Origin of the sequence: Sporosarcina sp. FSL K6-1508, from assembly GCF_038007465.1 — a bacterium.
GTDB classification, from domain to species: domain Bacteria; phylum Bacillota; class Bacilli; order Bacillales_A; family Planococcaceae; genus Sporosarcina; species Sporosarcina psychrophila_B.
The window spans coordinates 1,615,001-1,636,767 of the sequence record NZ_JBBOXF010000001.1 but is presented as its reverse complement, the minus strand read 5'-3'; the positions used below and the strand labels follow the sequence as shown (position 1 = coordinate 1,636,767).

Sequence of the window (21,767 nt, the reverse complement as noted above, 5' to 3'; positions counted from 1 at the left end):
TTTTTTTCTTGTAAATAAATTATCATAGACTTAACTAACGATTTTACTACTATAGGAGGTGTACACTTTGTTCTCCCCCTCATCTGGGTTAGGAACAAAGTAATTATTTGGAAATTGCCATACGATTGACAGCATTTGCTGTCTTGATCGCCCTCACCGCATTTTTTGTCGCGAGTGAATTTGCAATTGTGAAGATCAGAACAACACGGATTGACCAACTTATCGCGGAAGGTAATCCGCGTGCGGTCGTTGCGAGAAAAGTGGTCGGTAACCTGGACGAGTACTTATCCGCATGCCAATTGGGTATTACCATTACCGCTCTTGGACTCGGGATGCTAGGGGAACCAACTGTTAAACTTATGCTAGCACCTCTTTGGGGAAGTTTAAATATTTCTGCTAGTACTTCAAGCATCATTTCCTACATTATTGCTTTTTCAATCGTCACATTTTTACATGTAGTTGTCGGTGAATTGGCTCCAAAATCGATTGCAATACAAAAAGCGGAAGAAATTACATTGAGTTTTTCGAGACCACTTATTATCTTTTATCGAATCGCTTACCCGATCATTAAAGGAATGAATGGTTCTGCCCAATTACTCATTAAACTTTTCGGATACAAATCAATGTCTGAATCAGAAGTCGCCCATACAGAAGAAGAACTTCGAATGATTTTATCGGACAGTTTAAAAAGCGGTGAAATCAACCAAGCCGAATATAAATACGTGAACAAGATTTTTGAATTTGACGATCGGATCGCCAAGGAAATCATGGCCCCCCGGACAGAAATGATAACCATTGAAAAAGACATGACACTACGTGAAGTGTTCGAAGTGATGGGTGTTGAACAATATACGCGCTACCCTGTCACAGATGGCGATAAAGATCATATCATCGGTCTTGTCAATATGAAAAACCTACTGACAGCGTTCATTAAAGATCCAGATACAGCCGGTTTTCAGCCGGTCACCAACTATATGCAGCCAGTTATACATGTCATTGAGACAATGCCCATCGGTGATCTTCTTCTCAAAATCCAGCGGGAACGAATTCATATGGCTATCCTGATGGATGAATATGGAGGTACTTCTGGTCTTGTAACTATTGAAGATATTTTAGAAGAAATCGTCGGTGACATTCAAGATGAATTCGATATGAATGAAATTCCTGAAATCCAAAACCTCGGTGAAAATCATTATATTTTCGATGCCAAGATGCGAATCGAAAATGTCAATGACATTCTAGGGATATCGATTAACGAAGAAGATATCGATACAATCGGCGGTTGGTTCATGACTCAGCGCTTCGAAGCAATTCAAGGTGAAAAGATTATTGAACAAGGTTTTGAATTCATGGTGAAAGATGTGGACGGTCATCATATCCTTTACCTAGAAGTTGTAAAAAATGAAAAGGAAAATACTGACGATACGTTGGAATTGTCGATATAATCCTACCAAAGAGCAGCCCCTAAAAAAATAGGAGGCTGCTCTTTTTGTCCATTGTGTTGTCTTAGTCGCTCGTTCTATTGTTAACTTCCTATATCGCGTTACTTACCATGAAGCGAGTAATTAGAGTAGGTCGAAAAATCTATATTGACTCTTTTCTCTTATGATGTTATTATTAATTCAACTTACAGAAAGCAGGTGAAGTTTTATGGCTATTATCATTGTACCTATTGTCAACTCGATCGGACCCATACTTTCACCTGCCGTGCTTTTATCCTAAGCATGTTTATTCTGTTATGCGCGTGAAAGCCGTGGTGTCCGATCAGGACTCACGGTTTTTTTTATTATCTAGCTTCAGGCGCCTTGCGCTTTTCTAGTACGCACATAACAGGAGGAATATAAATTGATTAATTTAAATGAGTACGGTTGGAATACATCCCATGAAGCAAATTGGAATAATTTTATAGATGGATTAAAAATGAAGAAGTACATCCCTGGGCGTGTTACGCTGGAACATAAAAAGATGTACCGAGTCGTCACTTCCCAAGGTGAATGGCTATCTGTTTGTTCGGGTACTATGCAATATGAAGCGGATGAACGGCGGGACTTCCCCGCTGTCGGCGATTGGGTGGCAATAGAGAAAATGCCCGGTGAAGAACGAGGAATCATCCATGCCATTTTACCGCGAACTTCCCTATTCTCAAGAAAAACGGCCGGATTGGCAATTGCCGAACAGATTATTGCAGTAAACATTGATATTGTTTTTCTTGTCATGTCTATGAATAAAGATTTTAACGCAAGACGATTAGAACGCTATCTGGTTGCCGCCTATGACTCTGGTGCAAGTCCCGTCGTCGTGTTGACAAAGAAAGATGTATGCGATGATCCTTCCCACTATATTGAAGAAGCTCGGACTATTGCAATGGGTGCTGATGTCTATGCAGTAAGCAACGTCACGGGAGAAGGCATTGACGAACTGACTGCGCTGTTAACAGACGGGAAAACAGCGGCGTTATTAGGTTCTTCGGGTGTAGGGAAATCCTCTCTAACAAACGCCATTTGTGGTGGTGAAACAATGGTTGTGCAAGATATCCGTGATGATGACGATAAAGGCCGCCATACAACGACACACCGTGAACTTGTAAAAATTCCTGGCGGAGGAGTGCTTATCGATACGCCCGGGATGAGAGAGTTTCAACTCTGGGATAACAGCGAAAGCCTAGACTCCGGTTTTAAAGACGTAGAAACATTTGCGGATGCTTGTAAGTTCAATGACTGTCAACATAACAATGAACCGGGCTGTGCAATTCAGGAAGCACTTTCGAGTGGTGCTTTACCTGAAGACCGCTATGCAAGTTATCTGAAACTCCAAAAAGAGTTGGCCTTCCTCGAACGGAAAATGGATTCCGCCGCCAAAGCCCAAGAACGGAATAAGTGGAAAAAGATAACGAAAAGTATGCGGAATCATCCTTCGAAGAAGAAATAAGATGAAAAGCGTTTTATGAGAGGAGCTGTTCCTTTCGTCGATAAACATTCGACTAAAGGAACAGCCCTTTTTTGTTGGCTTATTAATCGTTATCACCGCGTTCGACAAGGTTATCACCGTTATGGTTCACTTTATCACCGTCCTCTACAGGTTTATCACCGCTATGAATCACCTTATCACCAAAATACCATCCATACGGATGGTATTTGTGTTTGATCAAGATTTTACTTTAAACATAAAAGAACTGCCAAGTACACCGGATATCCCGGTATACCTGACAGCTCTCCTCTATCAATCCTTCTTATACTCGATATGGTACACATCATGACGACGATCTTTCAGTTGCTTCACGGTTCCATCCTGTCGTTGGCGACGCAGAATCTCAAGGTCGACGTCTCCGATAAGAACCATTTCCAAGTTAGCATTCGTTTCACCGACAATACCGTCCCTAGCGAATTCAAAATCGGATGGAGCGAATATTGCCGATTGGGCATATTGAATGTCCATATTTTCCGTCTGTGGCAAGTTACCGACCGTGCCAGAAATAACTGTGTAAATTTGATTTTCGACTGCGCGGGCTTGCGCACAATAACGAACGCGTAAATAGCCTTGGCGGTCTTCCGTACAAAACGGTGTGAAGATAATATTGGCACCCGCATCTGTCGCGATACGTGCCAATTCCGGGAATTCAATATCATAGCAAATTTGAATTGCAATTTTCCCACAGTCTGTATCAAACACACGGACTGCATCTCCAGCACTGATCCCCCACCATTTCCGTTCGTTTGGCGTGATATGAATTTTATACTGTTTTTCAATCGAACCATCTCGGCGGAACAAATAGGAGATGTTATAGATTTCTTCATCCTCTTCCTCGACGAAATGGGAACCGCCGATAATATTCACGTTGTAACGCACAGCAAGATTCATGAACAGCTCGATATATTGCGGTGTATATTCGGTCATTTTACGAACTGCCTGGCTCGGTGATATTTCATCCATAAATGACATGAGCTGTGTCGTGAATATTTCCGGGAAGACGACGAAATCAGAGTTAGCATCGGATGCGACGTCAACGAAGTATTCGCACTGATGAGCCATATCTTCGAACGATGAAATTTTGCGCATCAAGTACTGGACGACACAAATTCGTACAGGATAACTTGTCTTGAAATGGCGCTTCGTCACCGGTTTATAATCAACGTTGTTCCATTCCATAAGTGTTGCATATTTCTTCGACGCTTTGTCATCCGGCAGATAGTTTGGATTAACACGCATCAACGTGAAATCATTCATCAGCTGGAATGTTAGTACAGGATCATAGATTTTATGACGCGACACAGAATCTACATATTCACGCGGCGACATTTCTTCGGCGAATTTATGGTAGTTCGGAATCCGTCCGCCAAGGATAATCGACTTCAAATTGAGCTCTCTTGCAAGTTCTTTACGCGCTTCGTACAATCGTTGCCCGACTTTCATGCGTCGGTACTCGGGGTGCACCATCACTTCAATGCCATACATATTATAGCCGTCGGGATTGTGGTTTGTTATATATCCCTCATCCGTTACATCATCCCAGGTATGGCGGTCATCGTACTCATCGAAGTTGATGATGAGACTTGAACATGAACCTATGATTTCCCCGTCCAGCTCTGCAACGAGCTGTCCTTCCGGGAAAATCTCCAAATGACTTTTCAAATGACTCTCTTCCCATGGTTCCATGCCTGGAAAACATAGTTCCTGCATATTTAAAAGTCTCTTTATATCTTCAAATTTCATCTGACGGATGACCATACTTATTTCAAACGTAGACAAATCAAATTCTTCACTCATTTAAAACACCTCTTCCAAACCTGTTTCTCTTCATTATATCCTAGTGTCTCTACAGTTAATAATATTTTACTTGCTTACTGAGAAACCCTATAATCAAGTGTATATGCAGTTTAACAAGCGGGAGTGGATAGTATGCAGAAACGGCTGGAAAACAGTCTCATTGTTATTTGGACAGTTTCATTGGTTGCCACGCTCGGTTCGCTGTACTTTTCAGAAGTGCGCGGATATGAGCCTTGTACGCTTTGTTGGTACCAACGGATTTTGATGTATCCAATCGTTCTCATTTCAGGCATTGCCCTGTTCCAAAAAAACGCACGAATAGCTTTGACTTTAGCTGTTTTCTCTATTGTCGGGGGAAGTATTTCCCTCTATCATTACGGAATCCAAAAAATTAGTTTCTTAAGCGATAGTGCGCCGGCGTGCGGAAATGTATCTTGCACCGGACAGTACATCAACTATCTTGGGTTCATTACCATTCCTTTCTTGGCGCTTACGGCATTTTTAATCATCTTAATCACAAGCCTTTTCATGATGAAATGGCAGAAGGAGTCGAGGTAACTTGAAAAAACTATTGCTAATTGGCGGAGTTATTATCGCCATTTTCATCCTTGTCGTTGTCTTGTCGAAAAAATCGGATGAGGCAAAACTGAAAGACAATCCTTATGGAACAGAAATGCTTGAACAACCGACAATCGATTTGATTGGCAATAAAAACTACAGCAACATTGTTCTGCCAGATGCCCTATTCAAAAAAATCGAGGCCGGTGAATCCGTAACGGCATACTATTTCCACCCAACATGCCAATATTGCATGCAAATGACGCCTGTCATGATGCCAATAGCGAAAGAGATGGGTGTAAATGTACTGCAATACAACATGCTCGAATTTGCTGATAGAGTTGGCGAAAAGACAAAATATGATATTCAAAATTGGCCGGCACTCGTCCACTACGAGAACGGCAAAGAAGTCGGACGGATGGTCGGTGCACAGCCAGAAGAAAATATCCGTAAATTTTTCAATGAATTCGAAGGTAAATAATGAAAAACGTGCGGGAAGGAATGATTTGAATGGCGTTATTTCATTATAAAACACAAGAAGACAATATGACGGTTGAATATCTGCTCAAGGACAAATGGCAGGGCGGCAAAAAGACCGTCCACCTTATGCGGATGGCTAAGAGTGTACTAGGAGCGGATGGAGAACCAATAGACGACTGGCGCCTGCCTCTCGCCAAAGGGACAGAATTAGTATTTACGTTTCCCGATGCAGCATCCACGTATATTGCCGATGAACATACTGACATCCCTGTAATTTTTGAAGACGAGCATATCCTTGCAGTCGTAAAATCGGCTGGCCTCACAACTCATCCTGACGGCCCGAAAGAAACGGGTACGCTGATGAATGCTGTCATGGCTTATGTTCAAAAAAATGGCGGAGACTATGCGGAACATGTACATCGTCTTGATAAAGGGACTTCTGGCGTTGTTCTCGTTGCGAAACATCCGATTGCAAAAGCACTTTTTGACCGTATGATTGAGAATAACGACATCTCACGTAAATACACTGCAGAAGTGGACGGTTACTTGAAAAGGCCAAAAGGTTCCATTAGACTCCCGATTGGAAAAGACCGCCATCATCCAGCCAAACGACTTGTTTCGATGTCTGGTCAAGCAGCGGTAACAAATTTCCGGCTCATTGAACGTAAAGAGGAAACCTCAATCGTAGAAGCTGACCTCGAGACAGGCCGAACACACCAGATTCGCGTACATTTAGCGCATCTTGGACATCCTGTTACAGGTGATACACTATATGACGGCAGTGAAACAGAAGACGGTAATTATCGGCTTACTGCAACTGCAATCTCGTTCATCCATCCATTTACAGATGAACAAACACTTATCGAAATGACAACTATCTAAAAAATGCCCTGGAGGGTTATATCTCCAGGGCATTTCTTTTGAAAAAGTACTATTTTTCAACATGGACCGATGTCCAGCTCCAGTGCCGTTCGCTTTTTTTTATTAAAACGCTAATTGACGAATTCCATTCTCAAGACGCTCGTCTACTTCTTTTGCGTCTTCAATATGTTCCACAATTAGATTATGTGCTTGCGTAAATAGATTTTTCGCACCGTTCAGTTCATATTTCACTTCTTCGGACAACTTCTTCTGTTCTTCAATCATTTCTTGAACAGCACCGATGTCGCCTTGACTTAACTCAATTGTACTTAGGATGCTTTCAATTTTTGATGCAGTTGCCAAACTTACTGCGACTCCTTTTTCAACGAGCTCCGCACTTTTTCTTGTAGCCGCAAGCGCCTGCTCGATTTCATTGCGAAGTGAAGAAGTCAATGTCTGGATGTTAGCCGTACTATCCGACGTGCTTTCTGCAAGTTTTCGTACTTCTTGGGCAACGACCGCGAACCCTTTTCCGGATTCTCCAGCCCGTGCCGCCTCGATTGATGCATTCAATGCAAGCAAATTCGTCTGCGCTGCGATATCTTCAATGACACCGACAATTGACTGAATCTCAACGGATCGAGCGCTTAAGTTCGTCATATTCTGTTCGGAAGCTTGAATTTGGATTCCCAAGTCTTTGATTACATCGGCTGTCGCCTTGACCTCTTTCGTTCCTTCCGACGCCTCTTTGACCATGCTATGGGATTGTTCTTCAAGTGAACGACCTTTTTCGAACAAGTTCTGTGACTTTTCTGACGTTCTTTCGCTTAATTCACCCACATTTTCAAACTTTATCTCAATCTGACTAACTGCATCTCCTAATACATTATGTTGCGCATTTACCTTCTCATGTTGATCGACAGCAGCATTCAGTTCGCTTTTCAAGTCAGTTAAACGCCCTTGATCCTGCTCTTCTTTATTTAAATACGCTAATTTCAAACGTTCAAGTTCTAATTGAAGGCCATCGTCCTGGATAACTTTTTTCTTACTTTTGAACATGGTAATCAATTCCTCCTACATTCTTTTTTTCATCATACCATAAACTACCTCTTTTTGAATGTAGTATTTGTGACAAAAGTTGCAATACTATGAATAGCATTGAGACTTATGTCGCTCATTAGGAATGTTGATAAAATTAAAATGTATCCGGATTTGTTCCCGTCCGCTCATCGCGATTAAGTGCATCAATCGATTCCATCTCTTCATTTGATAGTTCAAAATCGGCAACCTCACTATTTTCTCGGATGCGTTCAGGTGTCACTGATTTTGGAATAACGATAAGATTATTTTGCAAATGCCAACGGATGATTACTTGTGCAGGTGTTTTCCCATATTGTTCGCCTATAGCAAGAAGCGTTGGTTCCGCGAGCAATTTACCGCGTGCAAGCGGTGACCAAGAAGTGACAGCAATGCCATGCTCATTGCAAAACGCACGGAGTGGTTCCTGTGTCAGATACGGGTGAAGTTCAATCTGGTTTACCATTGGTGCTATATTTGCTTTTACAAGGATTTTTTCAAGATGATGGGTATGATGATTGGAGACACCTGTTGTACGGATCAGTTTTTCATCATACAAACGTTCAATCGCTTTATAAGTGTCAACATATTTTCCCGTTATAGGCCAATGTGTCAAATACAAATCCAAATAATCTAACCCCAGTTTATTCAATGAAGCCTCGAACGCGCGGAGTGTCTCGTCATAGCCCTGATCGGTGTTCCAAACTTTCGATGTGATGAACAAATCCTTCCGTGGTACACCAGAGTGACGGACCGCTTCACCTGTTTCTCTTTCATTTTCATAGATAGCCGCCGTATCAATTGCGCGATATCCGTTCTCTATGGCATAGGAAATTGCCTCGACTGTCTGCCCAGGGTCTGTCATCTTATAAACACCCAGTCCTAATTGCGGCATATTCACACCATTCGCAAGCTCAGTTATTCCTTTAAAAAGTTTTGTCATTTTGAATTTCCCCTTTCCTATCTTATACTTTAATTGTACAAGCGTCATACGAATATTACGAATTACCTGATTAGAATTCAGAGTTGAATTTTAGCGTAAAAACGAATATTATTGTAAATGAACTTCATTTCGTTCGTATTTTGAAAGGAGAATTACGTTGTTTCAATTAAAAAAACATGGTACCACGGTAAAAACTGAAGTATTAGCCGGTATGACAACTTTTTTGACAATGGCCTATATTGTTATCGTCAATCCGATTATTCTTGCTGACGCTGGTGTACCATTCGAGCAAGTATTCATCGCGACGATTATCGCTGCTGTTATAGGTACACTTTGGATGGCGCTTTTTGCCAATTATCCCATCGCGATTGCACCCGGTATGGGATTAAATGCTTACTTTACATCAGTTGTTCTCGCTTCTGACGGACAACTCGATTATATGACTGCTTTTTCAGCCGTATTTGTAGCCGGACTATTATTTGTTTTGTTGTCCATGACATCATTCCGAGAAAAGCTAATCGAATCCATTCCTGAGAGTTTGAAACTTGGAATTACCGCAGGAATAGGATTATTCATCGCCTTTATCGGCTTGCGCCTTTCTGGACTCGTTGCTCCACATGAGGCAAATCTTGTGAAGCTTGGCGATCTAACTTCCCCACCCGTTCTGCTAGCTCTATTTGGTCTTCTTGTGACCGTTATTCTTATGACGTTGAATATATATGGCTCTATCTTCATTGGAATGATTCTTACAGGTATTGCCGCAGCCATTACAGGTCAGCTTAAATTTGAGGGCGCTTTATGGAAACTGCCGCAATTACCTGAAGGAATACTTGTCTGGAATCCAGTGACAGCAGTGAGTGACGTCATTTCACATGGCTTATATGGCGTCGTCTTTGCCTTCCTAATTGTCACTTTGTTCGATACGACCGGTACGATGATTGGGGTCGCAAAACAGGCAGGCCTAATGAAAGGAAACAAATTGCCCCGTGCACGTCATGCATTGCTTGCGGATTCTGTTGCAACAACATTCGGATCCATGTTTGGAACAAGTCCGACAACGGCGTATATTGAATCTTCCTCTGGTGTCGCGGTAGGAGGACGGACCGGACTAACATCGTTAACGGTCTCCATTCTCTTTATTGGTGCAGCGTTTTTCGGGCCGTTCGTCAGTACATTGTCAGGCGTCTCTGCAATTACCGCTCCTGCTTTGATTATTGTCGGAAGCCTGATGATTGGGGCAGTTAAAGATGTTGATTGGGATTCATTCGACGAAGCATTCCCGGCCTTTCTTGTAATCCTGACAATGCCACTCACTTCTAGCATTGCGACTGGGATTGCTCTTGGCTTCATCACATATCCGCTATTGAAGGTTGTAAAAGGAAAAGGTAAACAAGTTCCTATTCTCTTATATATTTTCGCGGTGTTGTTCACCTACCAGTTGCTCTATTTACCGCACTAAGAAAAGCGGAAAGCGCGAGTAGTCTAGACATTAATCCATGTAGAAAAAACGTATACTTATCTCTAAAAAAAATGCCCTTCCGTTTTACCTTGGAAGGGCATTTCTGTTACATATTCACTCTGCGTCTAGAAGTGATTGCTGATAGGAAGAGCGCTACTGCGGTAATAAGGTGCATAAACCAGCCAATAAACGGAATCGCACTCACTACGCTTGTCACAAGTCCCAGAATTGATGCTGCTTTGCCTTGCATTTCCCGAATTGAAAGCAATAACGTAATTGCATGCAGTACAAACATAACCCCGAGTACTGAATAGCCAGAGGTTACCACAAATAATCCACCAAGGAGCGGAATCGCAAGAAAACCTTCTGCTAATGCCGTGACCCATTTCATGCCAGTTGAGTAGTTCATATATATCCTGCCTCCATATTATTTAAGTCGTTACATTATATACGGACAAGCGACCTAAAAGTTTCATTTTTCTTTGCTCTGTCACAATTATTCTTGATGATCATTTCAATTCCATTAAAAATAGGGTATACTAAACGAAGCTACTAATGAATTTACAGGAGGTACCTAACATGACAATACTTCTAATTTTAGGTGTTTGCTTTGCATTCCTATCTGCAATTTTCACAGGCGGATATGATGATAAACCTGGCAAGGTAAAGATACCTGGTCAAAGAAAATAATTTGAACAAAACGGGACATGCCTTCTGGCTGTCCCGTTTTTTTATAAGGATAGAAAGATATGCTTTTCGGGTCTCCCCAGGCGCTTGCGCTTTTCATGCTGTCCAGACTCCAGCGCCTAGAGGCTCGGGTCATAAGTCGGTCCGGCTATGCAGCAAAGACCGCTGCTTCGCCAACCCGTCTTATGCCTGTCGCCTATCCCAAGGCGCTTGCGCTTTTCAAATTAATCCCGGATATGACTGCTGTCTGAGTGCTTCGTATATAAGAATCGCTGCCGTATTCGATAAATTAAGCGATCTGATATTGTCATTCATCGGGATGCGCAGACACCGTTCTTTATTCTCTTGTAACACCTCTTCTGGAAGCCCGCTTGTCTCTTTACCAAAGACGAAAAATATATCCGTCGATTCATCGGAATAATCGAATGCGGTATGAGGTCTTTCTCCATGCTTCGTCAAAAAGTAAAATACCGCAGTTGGATTCGCCGCAAAAAGTTCACGAATACCATCATGGTACGTAATATCGACGTGTTCCCAGTAATCGAGCCCAGCCCGTTTCAACATTTTATCATCTGTCGAAAAACCGAGCGGCTTTACTAGATGCAGTTTCGTTCCTGTTCCTGCGCATGTCCGCGCGATATTCCCCGTGTTCGCTGGGATGAGCGGTTCAAATAATGCAACATGTATGGTCATTTCAACACTTCCTCCACTTAAACTTTTTCTATCCGGTTACCCACTGCCTTTTCTAATTCAGCACGCACTTCCGGGTCTTCCTCCTTCAATAACGCTTCCTTAATTGCATTATACCCTTCTTCTAAACCGATTTGACCGAGTGCCCATGCAATAGTCCCACGTATTACAGGTCGCGGGTCTTTATCCAACATGGCTATCAATTCAGGTACTGCTGACTCATCCTTAAAATGTGCAAGAGAGATAATTGCATTTCGCTGAATAGGGTTTTTCCCGCGCCACGATCCGGATACATGCCCAAATTCCTCTTTAAACTCACGATTTGAAAGGCTGAGTACTGGTTGTAGAAGAGGCTTGGCCAATTCTGGATCTGGTTGGAATGCTTGTTGATGTAAATTATGTTTTCCTTTATTTTTCGGACACACCGTCTGACACGTATCACAACCGTATAACCTGTTTCCGATCTTTGCACGAAACTCCTCGGGTATTGGGGTTTTTGTCTGAGTCAAAAATGCAATGCAGCGCTGTGCATTCAATTGTCCGCCTTGAATCAAAGCCCCCGTTGGGCATGCATCAAGGCATAGTGTGCAGTCTCCGCATTCATCCTCCATTGGAACGTCCGGCTCAAATGGTATATTTGTAATCATTTCACCGAGGTACACATACGAACCGAACTCAGGTGTAATAATCGAACAGTTTTTTGCGGACCAGCCAATCCCAGCTCGTTCTGCGACAGCACGGTCGGAAAGTTCCCCCGTGTCCACCATCGAACGCACCTTTGCAGCGGGTGCATGTTCCACTATATACGCCTCAAGTAAACTTAGCTTTTCACGAAGGACCGTATGATAATCCGTCCCCCATGATGCACGGCAGAAAATCCCGCGCCGCTCGCCTTTTTTTCCCTTTGGAGAATTAGCCATTTTGGATGGATACGCTACTGCAATTGCTATGATACTTTCCGCTTGATCGAGCAAAAGGGCGGGTTCTGTCCGCTTAGCTAAGTCTTTTTCTTCAAAACCCGACTGATAGCCAAGTTCTTGCTGTCGTTTCAAGCGGTTTTTCAGCTCCCGAAATGGGGCGGCCGTTGTAAAACCAATCTTGTCGATGCCGATTGACTTCGCATAGTCCCTTACTGACTGTTGTAACTGAACAGCATTCACACTGTATCGCCTCCACTATGCTACTATTGAATTAAAACTATATAAAGGGTGAAGTCATTGAATATCGAAATGGATATGAAACTTTTAGGTGCCGTACCCGGATTAAAATTGGGCATTAATCATTATACCAAAATTACAGTGTCAGAATCGCCTCAAATGCTAAAAGGAAAATTACAATTATTCCAAGAGCAACTTTTCTTTGAACTTGAGAACAAATCCGTCTCCGATTTTCCTGGTATTAAAGAATGGCGCACTGTATGGAAATCACTTGGAGCAGATCCCAACCGGTACCGACATTCTACAGAAGCGCTCATGCGACGTATTAAGAAACAAAACTATATCAATCCCTTCCATAATGCTGTCGACTTGAATAATTTCTTTTCCTTGGAACATGAAATTCCTGCTGGCATCTATGACTTTGAAAAATTGGTCGGCGATGTATTGCTTACTTCTGGTACAGAAGAGGATGGATACGAAGGCTTGAATGGCCGTTTTAACTCATTACAAAACATTCTGCTATTGAAAGATGATTATAGCCCATTCGGCAGTCCATATGTCGATTCCATACGGACCGCCGTGACAGAAGAAACGACGGAAGCGCTACATGTCTTCTTCCTACGTCCTTCTATGGATGTTACTGAAGCATTTGAACTGACAACGGCATGCGGCAACATGTTCACCAGCCTTAGCGGCGGTTACGTCCATTCTTATGTTTTGCATGAGGGACAATCTTCCATTATAGTAGACTGATATAGTTTGTAACTGGGAGGAATGAACAAATGAGCAACATAACACTTGCTGAAGCCGTAAAATTAAAAAGCATCTTGACCAAGCGTATCCATGAGCTAGAACATGAAATGAGACGTGTCGCCTTTACGACTGTAGAAAAAGGAAGTACTCCCGAACAAGGACCACGTCCGCTTCAAGTCGTAGAAACCGAATTGGACGAAGTACGTTTGGACAGCCGCGTGCTAGATCGTCTCATGTATCGCGCAAATGTCGATAACACAATTGAATTCCAAGGACAACAGTTAGCCATTGTCGAAGCGATTGAACTCGCCACACAATTGCGTGCAAAAGCCCGCTTTTACAAAGAACTGTCAATGGCAGAAAAAGAAGAAATTCAATATGGCTATTCTGAAGGTACAATCGTGTACCGCGTCGCTTTATTTGCCCCAGAAGACTATCGGCTCAAATCATTGCAAGCAGAAAAAGATGCACATAAATTATCTAATTCGATTAATGCCAAAAACTATTCTATCGTTTTAGGCTTTGACGATGCGAAATACTTTTAATCCCTCGGAAAGGTGAGACTCCTTTCCGGGGCATAGAGTGGGGACCAATCCAATTTAAATTACAGGCAAACCAATGACCTGTTACCATTTACTTTGTGACCAATCCCCAATGACCATCCAAGGTAACTGCAATGGACAACCCTCTGCTAGTATTACCGAGGTCTCCCTCTATGGAAATCGCTCCTGCCGCGTCTGTGGCAGGAGCGATTTTAATTAGATTTAATTTTTGAACGGCTGTGTTTTCTCCCCATTAATCATTAACTTCCAGATTCCTTTTTCCGGGAATTTTATACTCCCATAATAATAATTATCTTGAGGGGTATTCTGAAAGAAGACATGCTCGGAAATAACTTTCCCTTTATTATTTAATAACTTCACCTCTATTTCTTTCCCGTTTTCTTCTTCACTTACAATTAATGCTTCAGTTGACTCCCCGACTGTAAGTTCCATTGGATGATTAACCAAAGTATAATGTTCGGTTTTCGGAAATGGGGGAAGGACCTCAATTGTAAATTCCTCAAATAATTGATCTTCCACATAGAAGGAAAGTTGCCATTTACCTTCTTTCGGAAATGGTGTGAAACTAGTTAATACCTGTTGGACATCTTCTTCAAATAGAAAACCATCAAAAACCCCTTCAGACATTATTATTTTTTTATCGTAAGCATCCCTAGCTTCTACTGTGTAACTTTTACCTGCGAGTTCTGACGCACCTATCCAAAAGTAGAGCATCATTTTCGCCCCTTTTCTTGCATCTTCCGCTACAAATTGTTCGTTAAATAGCATTCCCACCTTCCCCTCAATTCCAGTCACTTCTTGATTACTTTGTGAAAAGTTAAAGATTTCCCCCAGCTGCGCGGTCAATTCTACCTGAGGTCGAAACGACTGCTTCAGTTCATTAAGCCAATTATTACTCTCACTATCACTTGATAAGACAAGAACAAATACTACCGCACATATTAAAGTAAGTGCCGTGAGAGATTTAACAAACTTCACTCTCTTTCTAGATTTCGTCCCCTTCTTCATAGCTAAAATAATTTTTTCTTTCTGTTCATCATCCAATGTATATTTAGGTAGTTTTTTCAGACTTTCTTGTAAGTTCTCCACTCTCTTCATAAGTAAATCCCTCCTCTACAAGTAGTTCTCTTAGTCTCATTAACGCCCGATGAAACATGACATTCACATGATTCACATTGCTTTTCAATACTTCACTAACTTCTTTTGGCGTTAGCTCTAAAATACTTCTAAGAATAACTACCTCTTTATAGCGGGGAGAAAGTTGATGAATCGCTTTGTATAATTGGATGATTTCCTGATTTAGAATTGTTTGCTCTTCCAATTCATTTGACTCTTTGGGGTCGCGGATAATTAAATGCTTGATCTTTTCCCATACTCTCCGTTTGCGATAATCATCGATAACCTTATTTCTCGCAATAGAAATCAGCCATGTTTTGGGATGAGATTGCCCGTTGAACCCAGCCATTTTCTTCATAGCTATCATAAAAGTTTCTTGGACTAGATCCTCGACATCTAACGAGCCCGTATAGTAAGTTAGAAAACTGGTGATATCCCTTTCATACAGCTGAAACCACTCCTCGATTGTATGGTTCGTCACACGCTCTCCCCTCCTTTAGTTATTAGACGATTCACTACATGAAATATTACAGGCAAATTAGAAATTATGTAACTTCAAGGGAAACCAAAAGAATTTTCCTGATTTCATTCCAAAATAAAAACTCCTTTTAAGTTGGTAAAAGGAGTTTTGTAAAAGAATCTATTTCAGCAGAAGATACAATCAATATTTATTTATCAAGTCATCTTTTCTTAATGAACCACCTGCTGCTCACTTTCCGCAATCTGCTTCAGAGCCTTTGCACGGCTCACAATAAAGTTCTTCATATAGCTTTGCAAAAACAGCTTATCCGCAATAACTCCAATCGGTCCAAAAGGGGATTTATAACGAAAGCGATCAATCATTAGCGTGCCATTATCCTTTTCAATAAACTCGTGTACATGCGTAAATGAGTGAAAGGCACCTTTGACCATTATATCTTCAAAGAGATAGGGTTCATTCATTATTGTAACTTTAGCCGTCAGTCTTTGCCTTATACCGAAATGGACTGCCTCCCATGTAACAACATCCCCCGCCAGCAATAAACCTGTCGTAACCCCACCAACGGCTTTCTCTTTCGTACCCTTTGTTGTTTGAGTATGAATATCCACATCGCGCGCGAGATCAAAGCAGCGTTCTACTGAGGCTTTAATGAATTCCTGATGTTCGATTAATGGCATAACAGCCCCTCCACTCAATATTCTTTCTTTCACTGTAGCACAATAAGTTCTAAGTTGAAATTGAGCGGAACAAAAGCGGATACGCGACCCCAGCCGCCAAGTCTACAGCACGACCGACCATATATCATCCTCAACCGATCATTAGCGCTACGCAACCGATCATATATCACTGGGGACCGATCATAACGCGGCGCAACCGACCATATACCTCCGCCAACCGATCATTAGCAACCCACGACCGATCATATATATTGCTCTCCAGCATCCAAACATTTGGTGCTCACTGCCTGAATCTCGCATATCCGCTTTCACGGGCTATCTATAGGCCCAGACATTTATAAATTTATTAGACATGAAAAAAAGACACAACCGAAGTTGTGTCTTTTCCATCTGATACCCGAGGCCGGACTTGAACCGGCACGCCTCGCGGCATCGCATTTTGAGTGCGACGTGTCTGCCATTCCACCACTCGGGCATAACAATATTCATTTCACTTCCAACAATAAACAAGAAAATTGGAGGCGGCAACCGGAATCGAACCGGTGATAAGGGTGTTGCAGACCCATGCCTTACCGCTTGGCTATGCCGCCGCAGAAAATGGAGCGGAAGACGGGATTCGAACCCGCGACCCCGACCTTGGCAAGGTCGTATTCTACCACTGAACTACTTCCGCGAAACTGGGGTAGCTGGATTCGAACCAACGAGTGACGGAGTCAAAGTCCGTTGCCTTACCGCTTGGCTATACCCCAATAAGATAAATGGGGCGGCTGAAGGGAATCGAACCCTCGAGTGTCGGAACCACAATCCGATGTGTTAACCACTTCACCACAACCGCCATGATATCTAGTTTGATTTAATTAGATATACAAATGGGGCGACTGAAGGGAATCGAACCCTCGAGTGTCGGAACCACAATCCGATGTGTTAACCACTTCACCACAATCGCCACGATATCTAGTTTGATTTAATTGGATAAATAAATGGGGCGACTGAAGGGAATCGAACCCTCGAGTGTCGGAACCACAATCCGATGTGTTAACCACTTCACCACAATCGCCATAATATTAGGTTAAATTAAAAAAAGTGGCAGGGGCAGTAGGAATCGAACCCACATCAAAGGTTTTGGAGACCTCTATTCTACCGTTAAACTATGCCCCTACGTGGAAGTCTTTTCAACACATGGTTCGTGTTAAAAAAATGGTGGTGGGGGGCGGATTCGAACCGCCGAACCCGTAGGGAGCGGATTTACAGTCCGCCGCGTTTAGCCACTTCGCTACCCCACCATATAGGTCTAGATGGTGCCGGAGAAAGGACTTGAACCCTCAACCTACTGATTACAAGTCAGTTGCTCTACCAGTTGAGCTACTCCGGCACAAATATTAAAATGGTGGCTCAGGACGGAATCGAACCGCCGACACAAGGATTTTCAGTCCTTTGCTCTACCGACTGAGCTACTGAGCCACATATTTGGTCTACTCTAAGCTATGTATTTCTTTGTCAGTTTGCTTATTTTAAACCTTATTATAATAAAAATGGCGGTCCCGACCGGGATCGAACCGGCGATCTCCTGCGTGACAGGCAGGCATGTTAACCGCTACACCACGGGACCATTTGGTTGCGGGGACAGGATTTGAACCTGTGACCTTCGGGTTATGAGCCCGACGAGATACCACTTCTCCACCCCGCGACAACAATATATAGTATTAATTTGATAATTCGCATGAATTTCTGACTTATAAGTCAGATGTGTAACCCGATGCATTGTGATAAAATTTGGTTGCGGGGGCAGGATTTGAACCTGCGACCTTCGGGTTATGAGCCCGACGAGATACCACTTCTCCACCCCGCGACAATGTTAATTGTTTGTATAAATATAATGGTGGAGGATGACGGGCTCGAACCGCCGACCCCCTGCTTGTAAGGCAGGTGCTCTCCCAGCTGAGCTAATCCTCCTGGGTAAAAAAAATTTTTATTCATTCCACATAATGTGTCTTGTATGGAATAAGTTTTATTGGTGACCCCTACGGGATTCGAACCCGTGATACCGCCGTGAAAGGGCGGTGTCTTAACCGCTTGACCAAGGGGCCATTATTATTTATGTAAATCTGGCGGAGAGCAAGGGATTTGAACCCTTGAGACAGCGTTAACCGTCTACACGATTTCCAATCGTGCTCCTTCGGCCACTCGGACAGCTCTCCTAAATGGCTCCGCAGGTAGGACTCGAACCTACGACCGATCGGTTAACAGCCGATTGCTCTACCACTGAGCTACTGCGGAATAATATCATAATACTTACAAAGAGCATGCTCTTTAGGAATAACAGACCAGCGACGTCCTACTCTCACAGGGGGGAACCCCCAACTACCATCGGCGCTGAAGAGCTTAACTTCCGTGTTCGGGATGGGAACGGGTGTGACCTCTTCGCAATCGTCACTGGACTATTTTCCACAAGACAATACTTATTATATCATGTCTTGATGGATGTTGCAAGCGTTTTTTATAAAATAATTACTTTTGTTCGCTCAAAACTGAATAAAACAGACATTGTGCTACACGAATCAGGGTAATCAAGCCCTTTTTCAAAATTGGTTAAGTCCTCGATCGATTAGTATCCGTCAGCTCCACACGTCGCCGTGCTTCCACCCCAGACCTATCAACCTCATCTTCTTTGAGGGATCTTACTTACTTGCGTAATGGGAAATCTCATCTCGAGGGGGGCTTCATGCTTAGATGCTTTCAGCATTTATCCCGTCCATACATAGCTACCCAGCGATGCCTTTGGCAAGACAACTGGTACACCAGAGGTATGTCCATCCCGGTCCTCTCGTACTAAGGACAGCTCCTCTCAAATTTCCTGCGCCCGCGACGGATAGGGACCGAACTGTCTCACGACGTTCTGAACCCAGCTCGCGTACCGCTTTAATGGGCGAACAGCCCAACCCTTGGGACCGACTACAGCCCCAGGATGCGATGAGCCGACATCGAGGTGCCAAACCTCCCCGTCGATGTGGACTCTTGGGGGAGATAAGCCTGTTATCCCCGGGGTAGCTTTTATCCGTTGAGCGATGGCCCTTCCATGCGGAACCACCGGATCACTAAGCCCGTCTTTCGACCCTGCTCGACTTGTAGGTCTCGCAGTCAAGCTCCCTTATGCCTTTGCACTCTGCGAATGATGTCCAACCATTCTGAGGGAACCTTTGGGCGCCTCCGTTACTCTTTAGGAGGCGACCGCCCCAGTCAAACTGCCCGCCTGACACTGTCTCCTGCCCCGATAAGGGGCATGGGTTAGAAGTCCAATACAGCCAGGGTAGTATCCCACCAACGCCTCATCCGAAGCTAGCGCTCCGGAATCCAAGGCTCCTACCTATCCTGTACAGGCTGCACCGGAATTCAATATCAGGTTACAGTAAAGCTCCACGGGGTCTTTCCGTCCTGTCGCGGGTAACCTGCATCTTCACAGGTATTATAATTTCACCGAGTCTCTCGTTGAGACAGTGCCCAGATCGTTACGCCTTTCGTGCGGGTCGGAACTTACCCGACAAGGAATTTCGCTACCTTAGGACCGTTATAGTTACGGCCGCCGTTTACTGGGGCTTCAATTCGAAGCTTCGCTTGCGCTGACCTCTCCTCTTAACCTTCCAGCACCGGGCAGGCGTCAGCCCCTATACTTCACCTTGCGGTTTTGCAGAGACCTGTGTTTTTGCTAAACAGTCGCCTGGGCCTATTCACTGCGGCTCTCTCGGGCTTTAACACCCTACCAGAGCACCCCTTCTCCCGAAGTTACGGGGTCATTTTGCCGAGTTCCTTAACGAGAGTTCTCTCGATCACCTTAGGATTCTCTCCTCGCCTACCTGTGTCGGTTTGCGGTACAGGCACCTCCCGCCTCGCTAGAGGCTTTTCTTGGCAGCGTGAAATCAGGGACTCCGGGGAATACTCCCCTTGCCATCACAGCTCAATGTTATAGGAACGGGATTTGCCTCATTCCACACCTCACTGCTTAGACGCGCATAACCAACAGCGCGCTCACCCTATCCTACTGCGTCCCCCCATTACTCAAACGGCGGGGAGGTGGTACAGGAATATCAACCTGTTGTCCATCGTCTACGCCTTTCGGCCTCAACTTAGGTCCTGACTAACCCTGAGCGGACGAGCCTTCCTCAGGAAACCTTGGGCATTCGGTGGAAGGGATTCTCACCCTTCTTTCGCTACTCATACCGGCATTCTCACTTCCAAGCGCTCCACCAGTCCTTACGGTCTAGCTTCGACGCCCTTGGAACGCTCTCCTACCACTGACATCTAAGATGTCAATCCACAGTTTCGGTGATTCGTTTAGCCCCGGTACATTTTCGGCGCAGCGCCACTCGACCAGTGAGCTATTACGCACTCTTTAAATGATGGCTGCTTCTAAGCCAACATCCTGGTTGTCTGGGCAACGCCACATCCTTTTCCACTTAACGAATACTTGGGGACCTTAACTGGTGGTCTGGGCTGTTTCCCTCTCGACTACGGATCTTATCACCCGCAGTCTGACTCCCAAACATAAATCATCGGCATTCGGAGTTTGTCTGAATTCGGTAACCCGGGATGGGCCCCTAGTCCAAACAGTGCTCTACCTCCGAGATTCTTAAGTTTGAGGCTAGCCCTAAAGCTATTTCGGAGAGAACCAGCTATCTCCAGGTTCGATTGGAATTTCACCGCTACCCACACCTCATCCCCGCACTTTTCAACGTACGTGGGTTCGGGCCTCCAGTAAGTGTTACCTTACCTTCACCCTGGACATGGGTAGATCACCTGGTTTCGGGTCTACGACCCCATACTCTGACGCCCTATTCAGACTCGCTTTCGCTGCGGCTCCGCATTCACTGCTTAACCTTGCATGGAATCGTAACTCGCCGGTTCATTCTACAAAAGGCACGCCATCACCCATTAACGGGCTCTGACAACTTGTAGGCACATGGTTTCAGGATCTATTTCACTCCCCTTCCGGGGTGCTTTTCACCTTTCCCTCACGGTACTGGTTCACTATCGGTCACTAGGGAGTATTTAGCCTTGGGAGATGGTCCTCCCGGATTCCGACGGAATTTCACGTGTTCCGCCGTACTCAGGATACACTCTGGAGAGAATGGACTTTCGACTACGGGGCTTTTACCCGCTGCGGCGGACCTTTCCAGGTCGCTTCGTCTAATCCATTCCTTTGTAACTCCGTATAGAGTGTCCTACAACCCCAGGAAGCAAGCTTCCTGGTTTGGGCTCTTCCCGTTTCGCTCGCCGCTACTCAGGGAATCGATTTTTCTTTCTCTTCCTCCGGATACTTAGATGTTTCAGTTCTCCGGGTGTGCCTCGTTTACGCTATGTATTCACGTAAACGTACTGTCCCATTATGGACAGTGGGTTTCCCCATTCGGAAATCTCCGGATCAAAGCTTACTTACAGCTCCCCGGAGCATATCGGTGTTAGTGCCGTCCTTCTTAGGCTCCTAGTGCCAAGGCATCCGCCATGCG

The 21,767-nt window shown here is 44.1% G+C and carries 18 protein-coding genes, 18 tRNA genes and 2 rRNA genes (1 of these 38 cut by a window edge); 8 read left to right on the top strand and 30 right to left on the bottom strand.

The window, feature by feature from the left end; all coding sequences use genetic code 11:
• Positions 1-125: 125 nt before the first annotated feature.
• On the top strand, positions 126-1,445 hold the full coding sequence (locus tag MKZ11_RS08095; RefSeq protein WP_340793656.1) for a hemolysin family protein: 1,320 nt from the start codon (positions 126-128) through the stop codon (positions 1,443-1,445).
• Positions 1,446-1,848: 403 nt separating this feature from the next.
• A complete protein-coding gene (gene rsgA / locus MKZ11_RS08090; protein ID WP_445327033.1) occupies positions 1,849-2,928 on the top strand; it encodes a ribosome small subunit-dependent GTPase A in 1,080 nt (359 codons plus the stop codon).
• A gap of 82 nt (positions 2,929-3,010) precedes the next feature.
• Here rsgA and MKZ11_RS08085 read toward each other — a convergent pair whose 3' ends face one another.
• Both MKZ11_RS08085 and MKZ11_RS08080 read right to left on the bottom strand, forming a co-directional pair.
• Positions 3,011-3,148 (bottom strand): hypothetical protein, encoded by a 138-nt coding sequence (locus tag MKZ11_RS08085; RefSeq protein ID WP_340793652.1) that lies wholly within the window; start codon positions 3,146-3,148, stop codon positions 3,011-3,013.
• 71 nt (positions 3,149-3,219) lie between these two features.
• On the bottom strand, positions 3,220-4,764 hold the full coding sequence (locus MKZ11_RS08080; RefSeq protein WP_340793649.1) for a bifunctional GNAT family N-acetyltransferase/carbon-nitrogen hydrolase family protein: 1,545 nt from the start codon (positions 4,762-4,764) through the stop codon (positions 3,220-3,222).
• A gap of 132 nt (positions 4,765-4,896) precedes the next feature.
• Here MKZ11_RS08080 and MKZ11_RS08075 point away from each other — a divergent pair, with 132 nt between their 5' ends.
• The 3 genes from MKZ11_RS08075 to MKZ11_RS08065 are packed head-to-tail and all read left to right on the top strand — an operon-like array spanning position 4,897 to position 6,684.
• A complete protein-coding gene (locus MKZ11_RS08075) occupies positions 4,897-5,322 on the top strand; it encodes a disulfide oxidoreductase (RefSeq protein WP_340793647.1) in 426 nt (141 codons plus the stop codon).
• A gap of 1 nt (position 5,323) precedes the next feature.
• Positions 5,324-5,803 (top strand): thioredoxin family protein, encoded by a 480-nt coding sequence (locus MKZ11_RS08070; protein ID WP_340793645.1) that lies wholly within the window; start codon positions 5,324-5,326, stop codon positions 5,801-5,803.
• Positions 5,804-5,832: 29 nt separating this feature from the next.
• On the top strand, positions 5,833-6,684 hold the full coding sequence (locus MKZ11_RS08065) for an RluA family pseudouridine synthase (RefSeq protein ID WP_340793643.1): 852 nt from the start codon (positions 5,833-5,835) through the stop codon (positions 6,682-6,684).
• Positions 6,685-6,786: 102 nt separating this feature from the next.
• Here MKZ11_RS08065 and MKZ11_RS08060 read toward each other — a convergent pair whose 3' ends face one another.
• Together MKZ11_RS08060 and MKZ11_RS08055 are read right to left on the bottom strand one after the other, a co-directional pair.
• The gene (locus MKZ11_RS08060) at positions 6,787-7,722 is read right to left on the bottom strand and encodes a methyl-accepting chemotaxis protein (RefSeq protein WP_445326985.1); all 936 of its coding nucleotides are present in this window, start codon (positions 7,720-7,722) and stop codon (positions 6,787-6,789) included.
• A gap of 136 nt (positions 7,723-7,858) precedes the next feature.
• Positions 7,859-8,683: an aldo/keto reductase gene (locus MKZ11_RS08055; RefSeq protein WP_340793641.1), complete on the bottom strand. Its 825-nt coding sequence runs from the start codon at positions 8,681-8,683 to the stop codon at positions 7,859-7,861.
• 157 nt (positions 8,684-8,840) lie between these two features.
• Here MKZ11_RS08055 and MKZ11_RS08050 point away from each other — a divergent pair, with 157 nt between their 5' ends.
• Entirely contained in the window at positions 8,841-10,142 is a 1,302-nt protein-coding gene (locus MKZ11_RS08050; protein WP_340793639.1) for an NCS2 family permease, read from the top strand.
• 106 nt (positions 10,143-10,248) lie between these two features.
• On the opposite strand, the gene MKZ11_RS08045 is transcribed toward MKZ11_RS08050, so the two are convergent.
• The 3 genes from MKZ11_RS08045 to queG all read right to left on the bottom strand — a co-directional run bounded on the left by MKZ11_RS08045 (position 10,249) and on the right by queG (position 12,679).
• Positions 10,249-10,551 carry a hypothetical protein gene (locus MKZ11_RS08045; RefSeq protein ID WP_340793637.1) on the bottom strand — a complete coding sequence of 101 codons (303 nt, stop codon included), beginning with the start codon at positions 10,549-10,551 and terminating at the stop codon, positions 10,249-10,251.
• A 497-nt stretch (positions 10,552-11,048) separates the two neighbouring features.
• Complete coding sequence (gene trmL / locus MKZ11_RS08040) at positions 11,049-11,522, bottom strand: tRNA (uridine(34)/cytosine(34)/5-carboxymethylaminomethyluridine(34)-2'-O)-methyltransferase TrmL (protein WP_340793635.1); 474 nt, start codon at positions 11,520-11,522, stop codon at positions 11,049-11,051.
• 17 nt (positions 11,523-11,539) lie between these two features.
• Positions 11,540-12,679, bottom strand: a complete 1,140-nt coding sequence (gene queG, locus MKZ11_RS08035; RefSeq protein ID WP_340793633.1) for a tRNA epoxyqueuosine(34) reductase QueG — start codon at positions 12,677-12,679, stop codon at positions 11,540-11,542.
• A 57-nt stretch (positions 12,680-12,736) separates the two neighbouring features.
• Between queG and MKZ11_RS08030 the strand changes: the two genes are divergently transcribed.
• Positions 12,737-13,429 (top strand): B3/B4 domain-containing protein, encoded by a 693-nt coding sequence (locus MKZ11_RS08030; RefSeq protein ID WP_445326984.1) that lies wholly within the window; start codon positions 12,737-12,739, stop codon positions 13,427-13,429.
• 29 nt (positions 13,430-13,458) lie between these two features.
• Positions 13,459-13,974, top strand: a complete 516-nt coding sequence (locus MKZ11_RS08025; RefSeq protein WP_340793630.1) for a hypothetical protein — start codon at positions 13,459-13,461, stop codon at positions 13,972-13,974.
• Between the two features lie 219 nt (positions 13,975-14,193).
• Here MKZ11_RS08025 and MKZ11_RS08020 read toward each other — a convergent pair whose 3' ends face one another.
• The 23 genes from MKZ11_RS08020 to MKZ11_RS07910 form a co-directional block, all read right to left on the bottom strand.
• Positions 14,194-15,090, bottom strand: coding sequence for a hypothetical protein (locus tag MKZ11_RS08020; RefSeq protein ID WP_340793629.1), 897 nt, complete (start codon positions 15,088-15,090; stop codon positions 14,194-14,196).
• Positions 15,044-15,589, bottom strand: a complete 546-nt coding sequence (locus MKZ11_RS08015) for an RNA polymerase sigma factor (RefSeq protein WP_340793627.1) — start codon at positions 15,587-15,589, stop codon at positions 15,044-15,046. Before MKZ11_RS08015 ends, MKZ11_RS08020 begins: the two co-directional genes overlap by 47 nt.
• Before the next feature lie 209 nt (positions 15,590-15,798).
• Positions 15,799-16,266 (bottom strand): SRPBCC family protein, encoded by a 468-nt coding sequence (locus MKZ11_RS08010; RefSeq protein WP_340793625.1) that lies wholly within the window; start codon positions 16,264-16,266, stop codon positions 15,799-15,801.
• A gap of 394 nt (positions 16,267-16,660) precedes the next feature.
• Positions 16,661-16,741 (bottom strand) — tRNA-Leu (locus MKZ11_RS08005).
• 41 nt (positions 16,742-16,782) lie between these two features.
• Positions 16,783-16,856: transfer RNA gene (locus MKZ11_RS08000), tRNA-Cys, on the bottom strand.
• A gap of 8 nt (positions 16,857-16,864) precedes the next feature.
• A tRNA-Gly gene (locus MKZ11_RS07995) sits at positions 16,865-16,939 on the bottom strand.
• A gap of 4 nt (positions 16,940-16,943) precedes the next feature.
• Positions 16,944-17,015 (bottom strand) — tRNA-Gln (locus tag MKZ11_RS07990).
• A 10-nt stretch (positions 17,016-17,025) separates the two neighbouring features.
• A tRNA-His gene (locus tag MKZ11_RS07985) sits at positions 17,026-17,101 on the bottom strand.
• Between the two features lie 35 nt (positions 17,102-17,136).
• A tRNA-His gene (locus tag MKZ11_RS07980) sits at positions 17,137-17,212 on the bottom strand.
• Positions 17,213-17,247: 35 nt separating this feature from the next.
• Positions 17,248-17,323: transfer RNA gene (locus tag MKZ11_RS07975), tRNA-His, on the bottom strand.
• A 27-nt stretch (positions 17,324-17,350) separates the two neighbouring features.
• Positions 17,351-17,424 (bottom strand) — tRNA-Trp (locus MKZ11_RS07970).
• 40 nt (positions 17,425-17,464) lie between these two features.
• A tRNA-Tyr gene (locus MKZ11_RS07965) sits at positions 17,465-17,549 on the bottom strand.
• Positions 17,550-17,562: 13 nt separating this feature from the next.
• Positions 17,563-17,638, bottom strand: a tRNA-Thr gene (locus MKZ11_RS07960).
• A 13-nt stretch (positions 17,639-17,651) separates the two neighbouring features.
• A tRNA-Phe gene (locus MKZ11_RS07955) sits at positions 17,652-17,727 on the bottom strand.
• 72 nt (positions 17,728-17,799) lie between these two features.
• Positions 17,800-17,875, bottom strand: a tRNA-Asp gene (locus tag MKZ11_RS07950).
• Between the two features lie 3 nt (positions 17,876-17,878).
• Positions 17,879-17,953 (bottom strand) — tRNA-Met (locus MKZ11_RS07945).
• A gap of 87 nt (positions 17,954-18,040) precedes the next feature.
• A tRNA-Met gene (locus MKZ11_RS07940) sits at positions 18,041-18,115 on the bottom strand.
• Positions 18,116-18,143: 28 nt separating this feature from the next.
• Positions 18,144-18,219: transfer RNA gene (locus MKZ11_RS07935), tRNA-Val, on the bottom strand.
• Positions 18,220-18,278: 59 nt separating this feature from the next.
• Positions 18,279-18,353, bottom strand: a tRNA-Glu gene (locus MKZ11_RS07930).
• 19 nt (positions 18,354-18,372) lie between these two features.
• Positions 18,373-18,464 (bottom strand) — tRNA-Ser (locus MKZ11_RS07925).
• 4 nt (positions 18,465-18,468) lie between these two features.
• Positions 18,469-18,543 (bottom strand) — tRNA-Asn (locus MKZ11_RS07920).
• Positions 18,544-18,588: 45 nt separating this feature from the next.
• Positions 18,589-18,704 (bottom strand): 5S ribosomal RNA (rrf, locus tag MKZ11_RS07915).
• A 147-nt stretch (positions 18,705-18,851) separates the two neighbouring features.
• Positions 18,852-21,767 (bottom strand): 23S ribosomal RNA (locus MKZ11_RS07910); it runs 17 nt beyond the window's last position.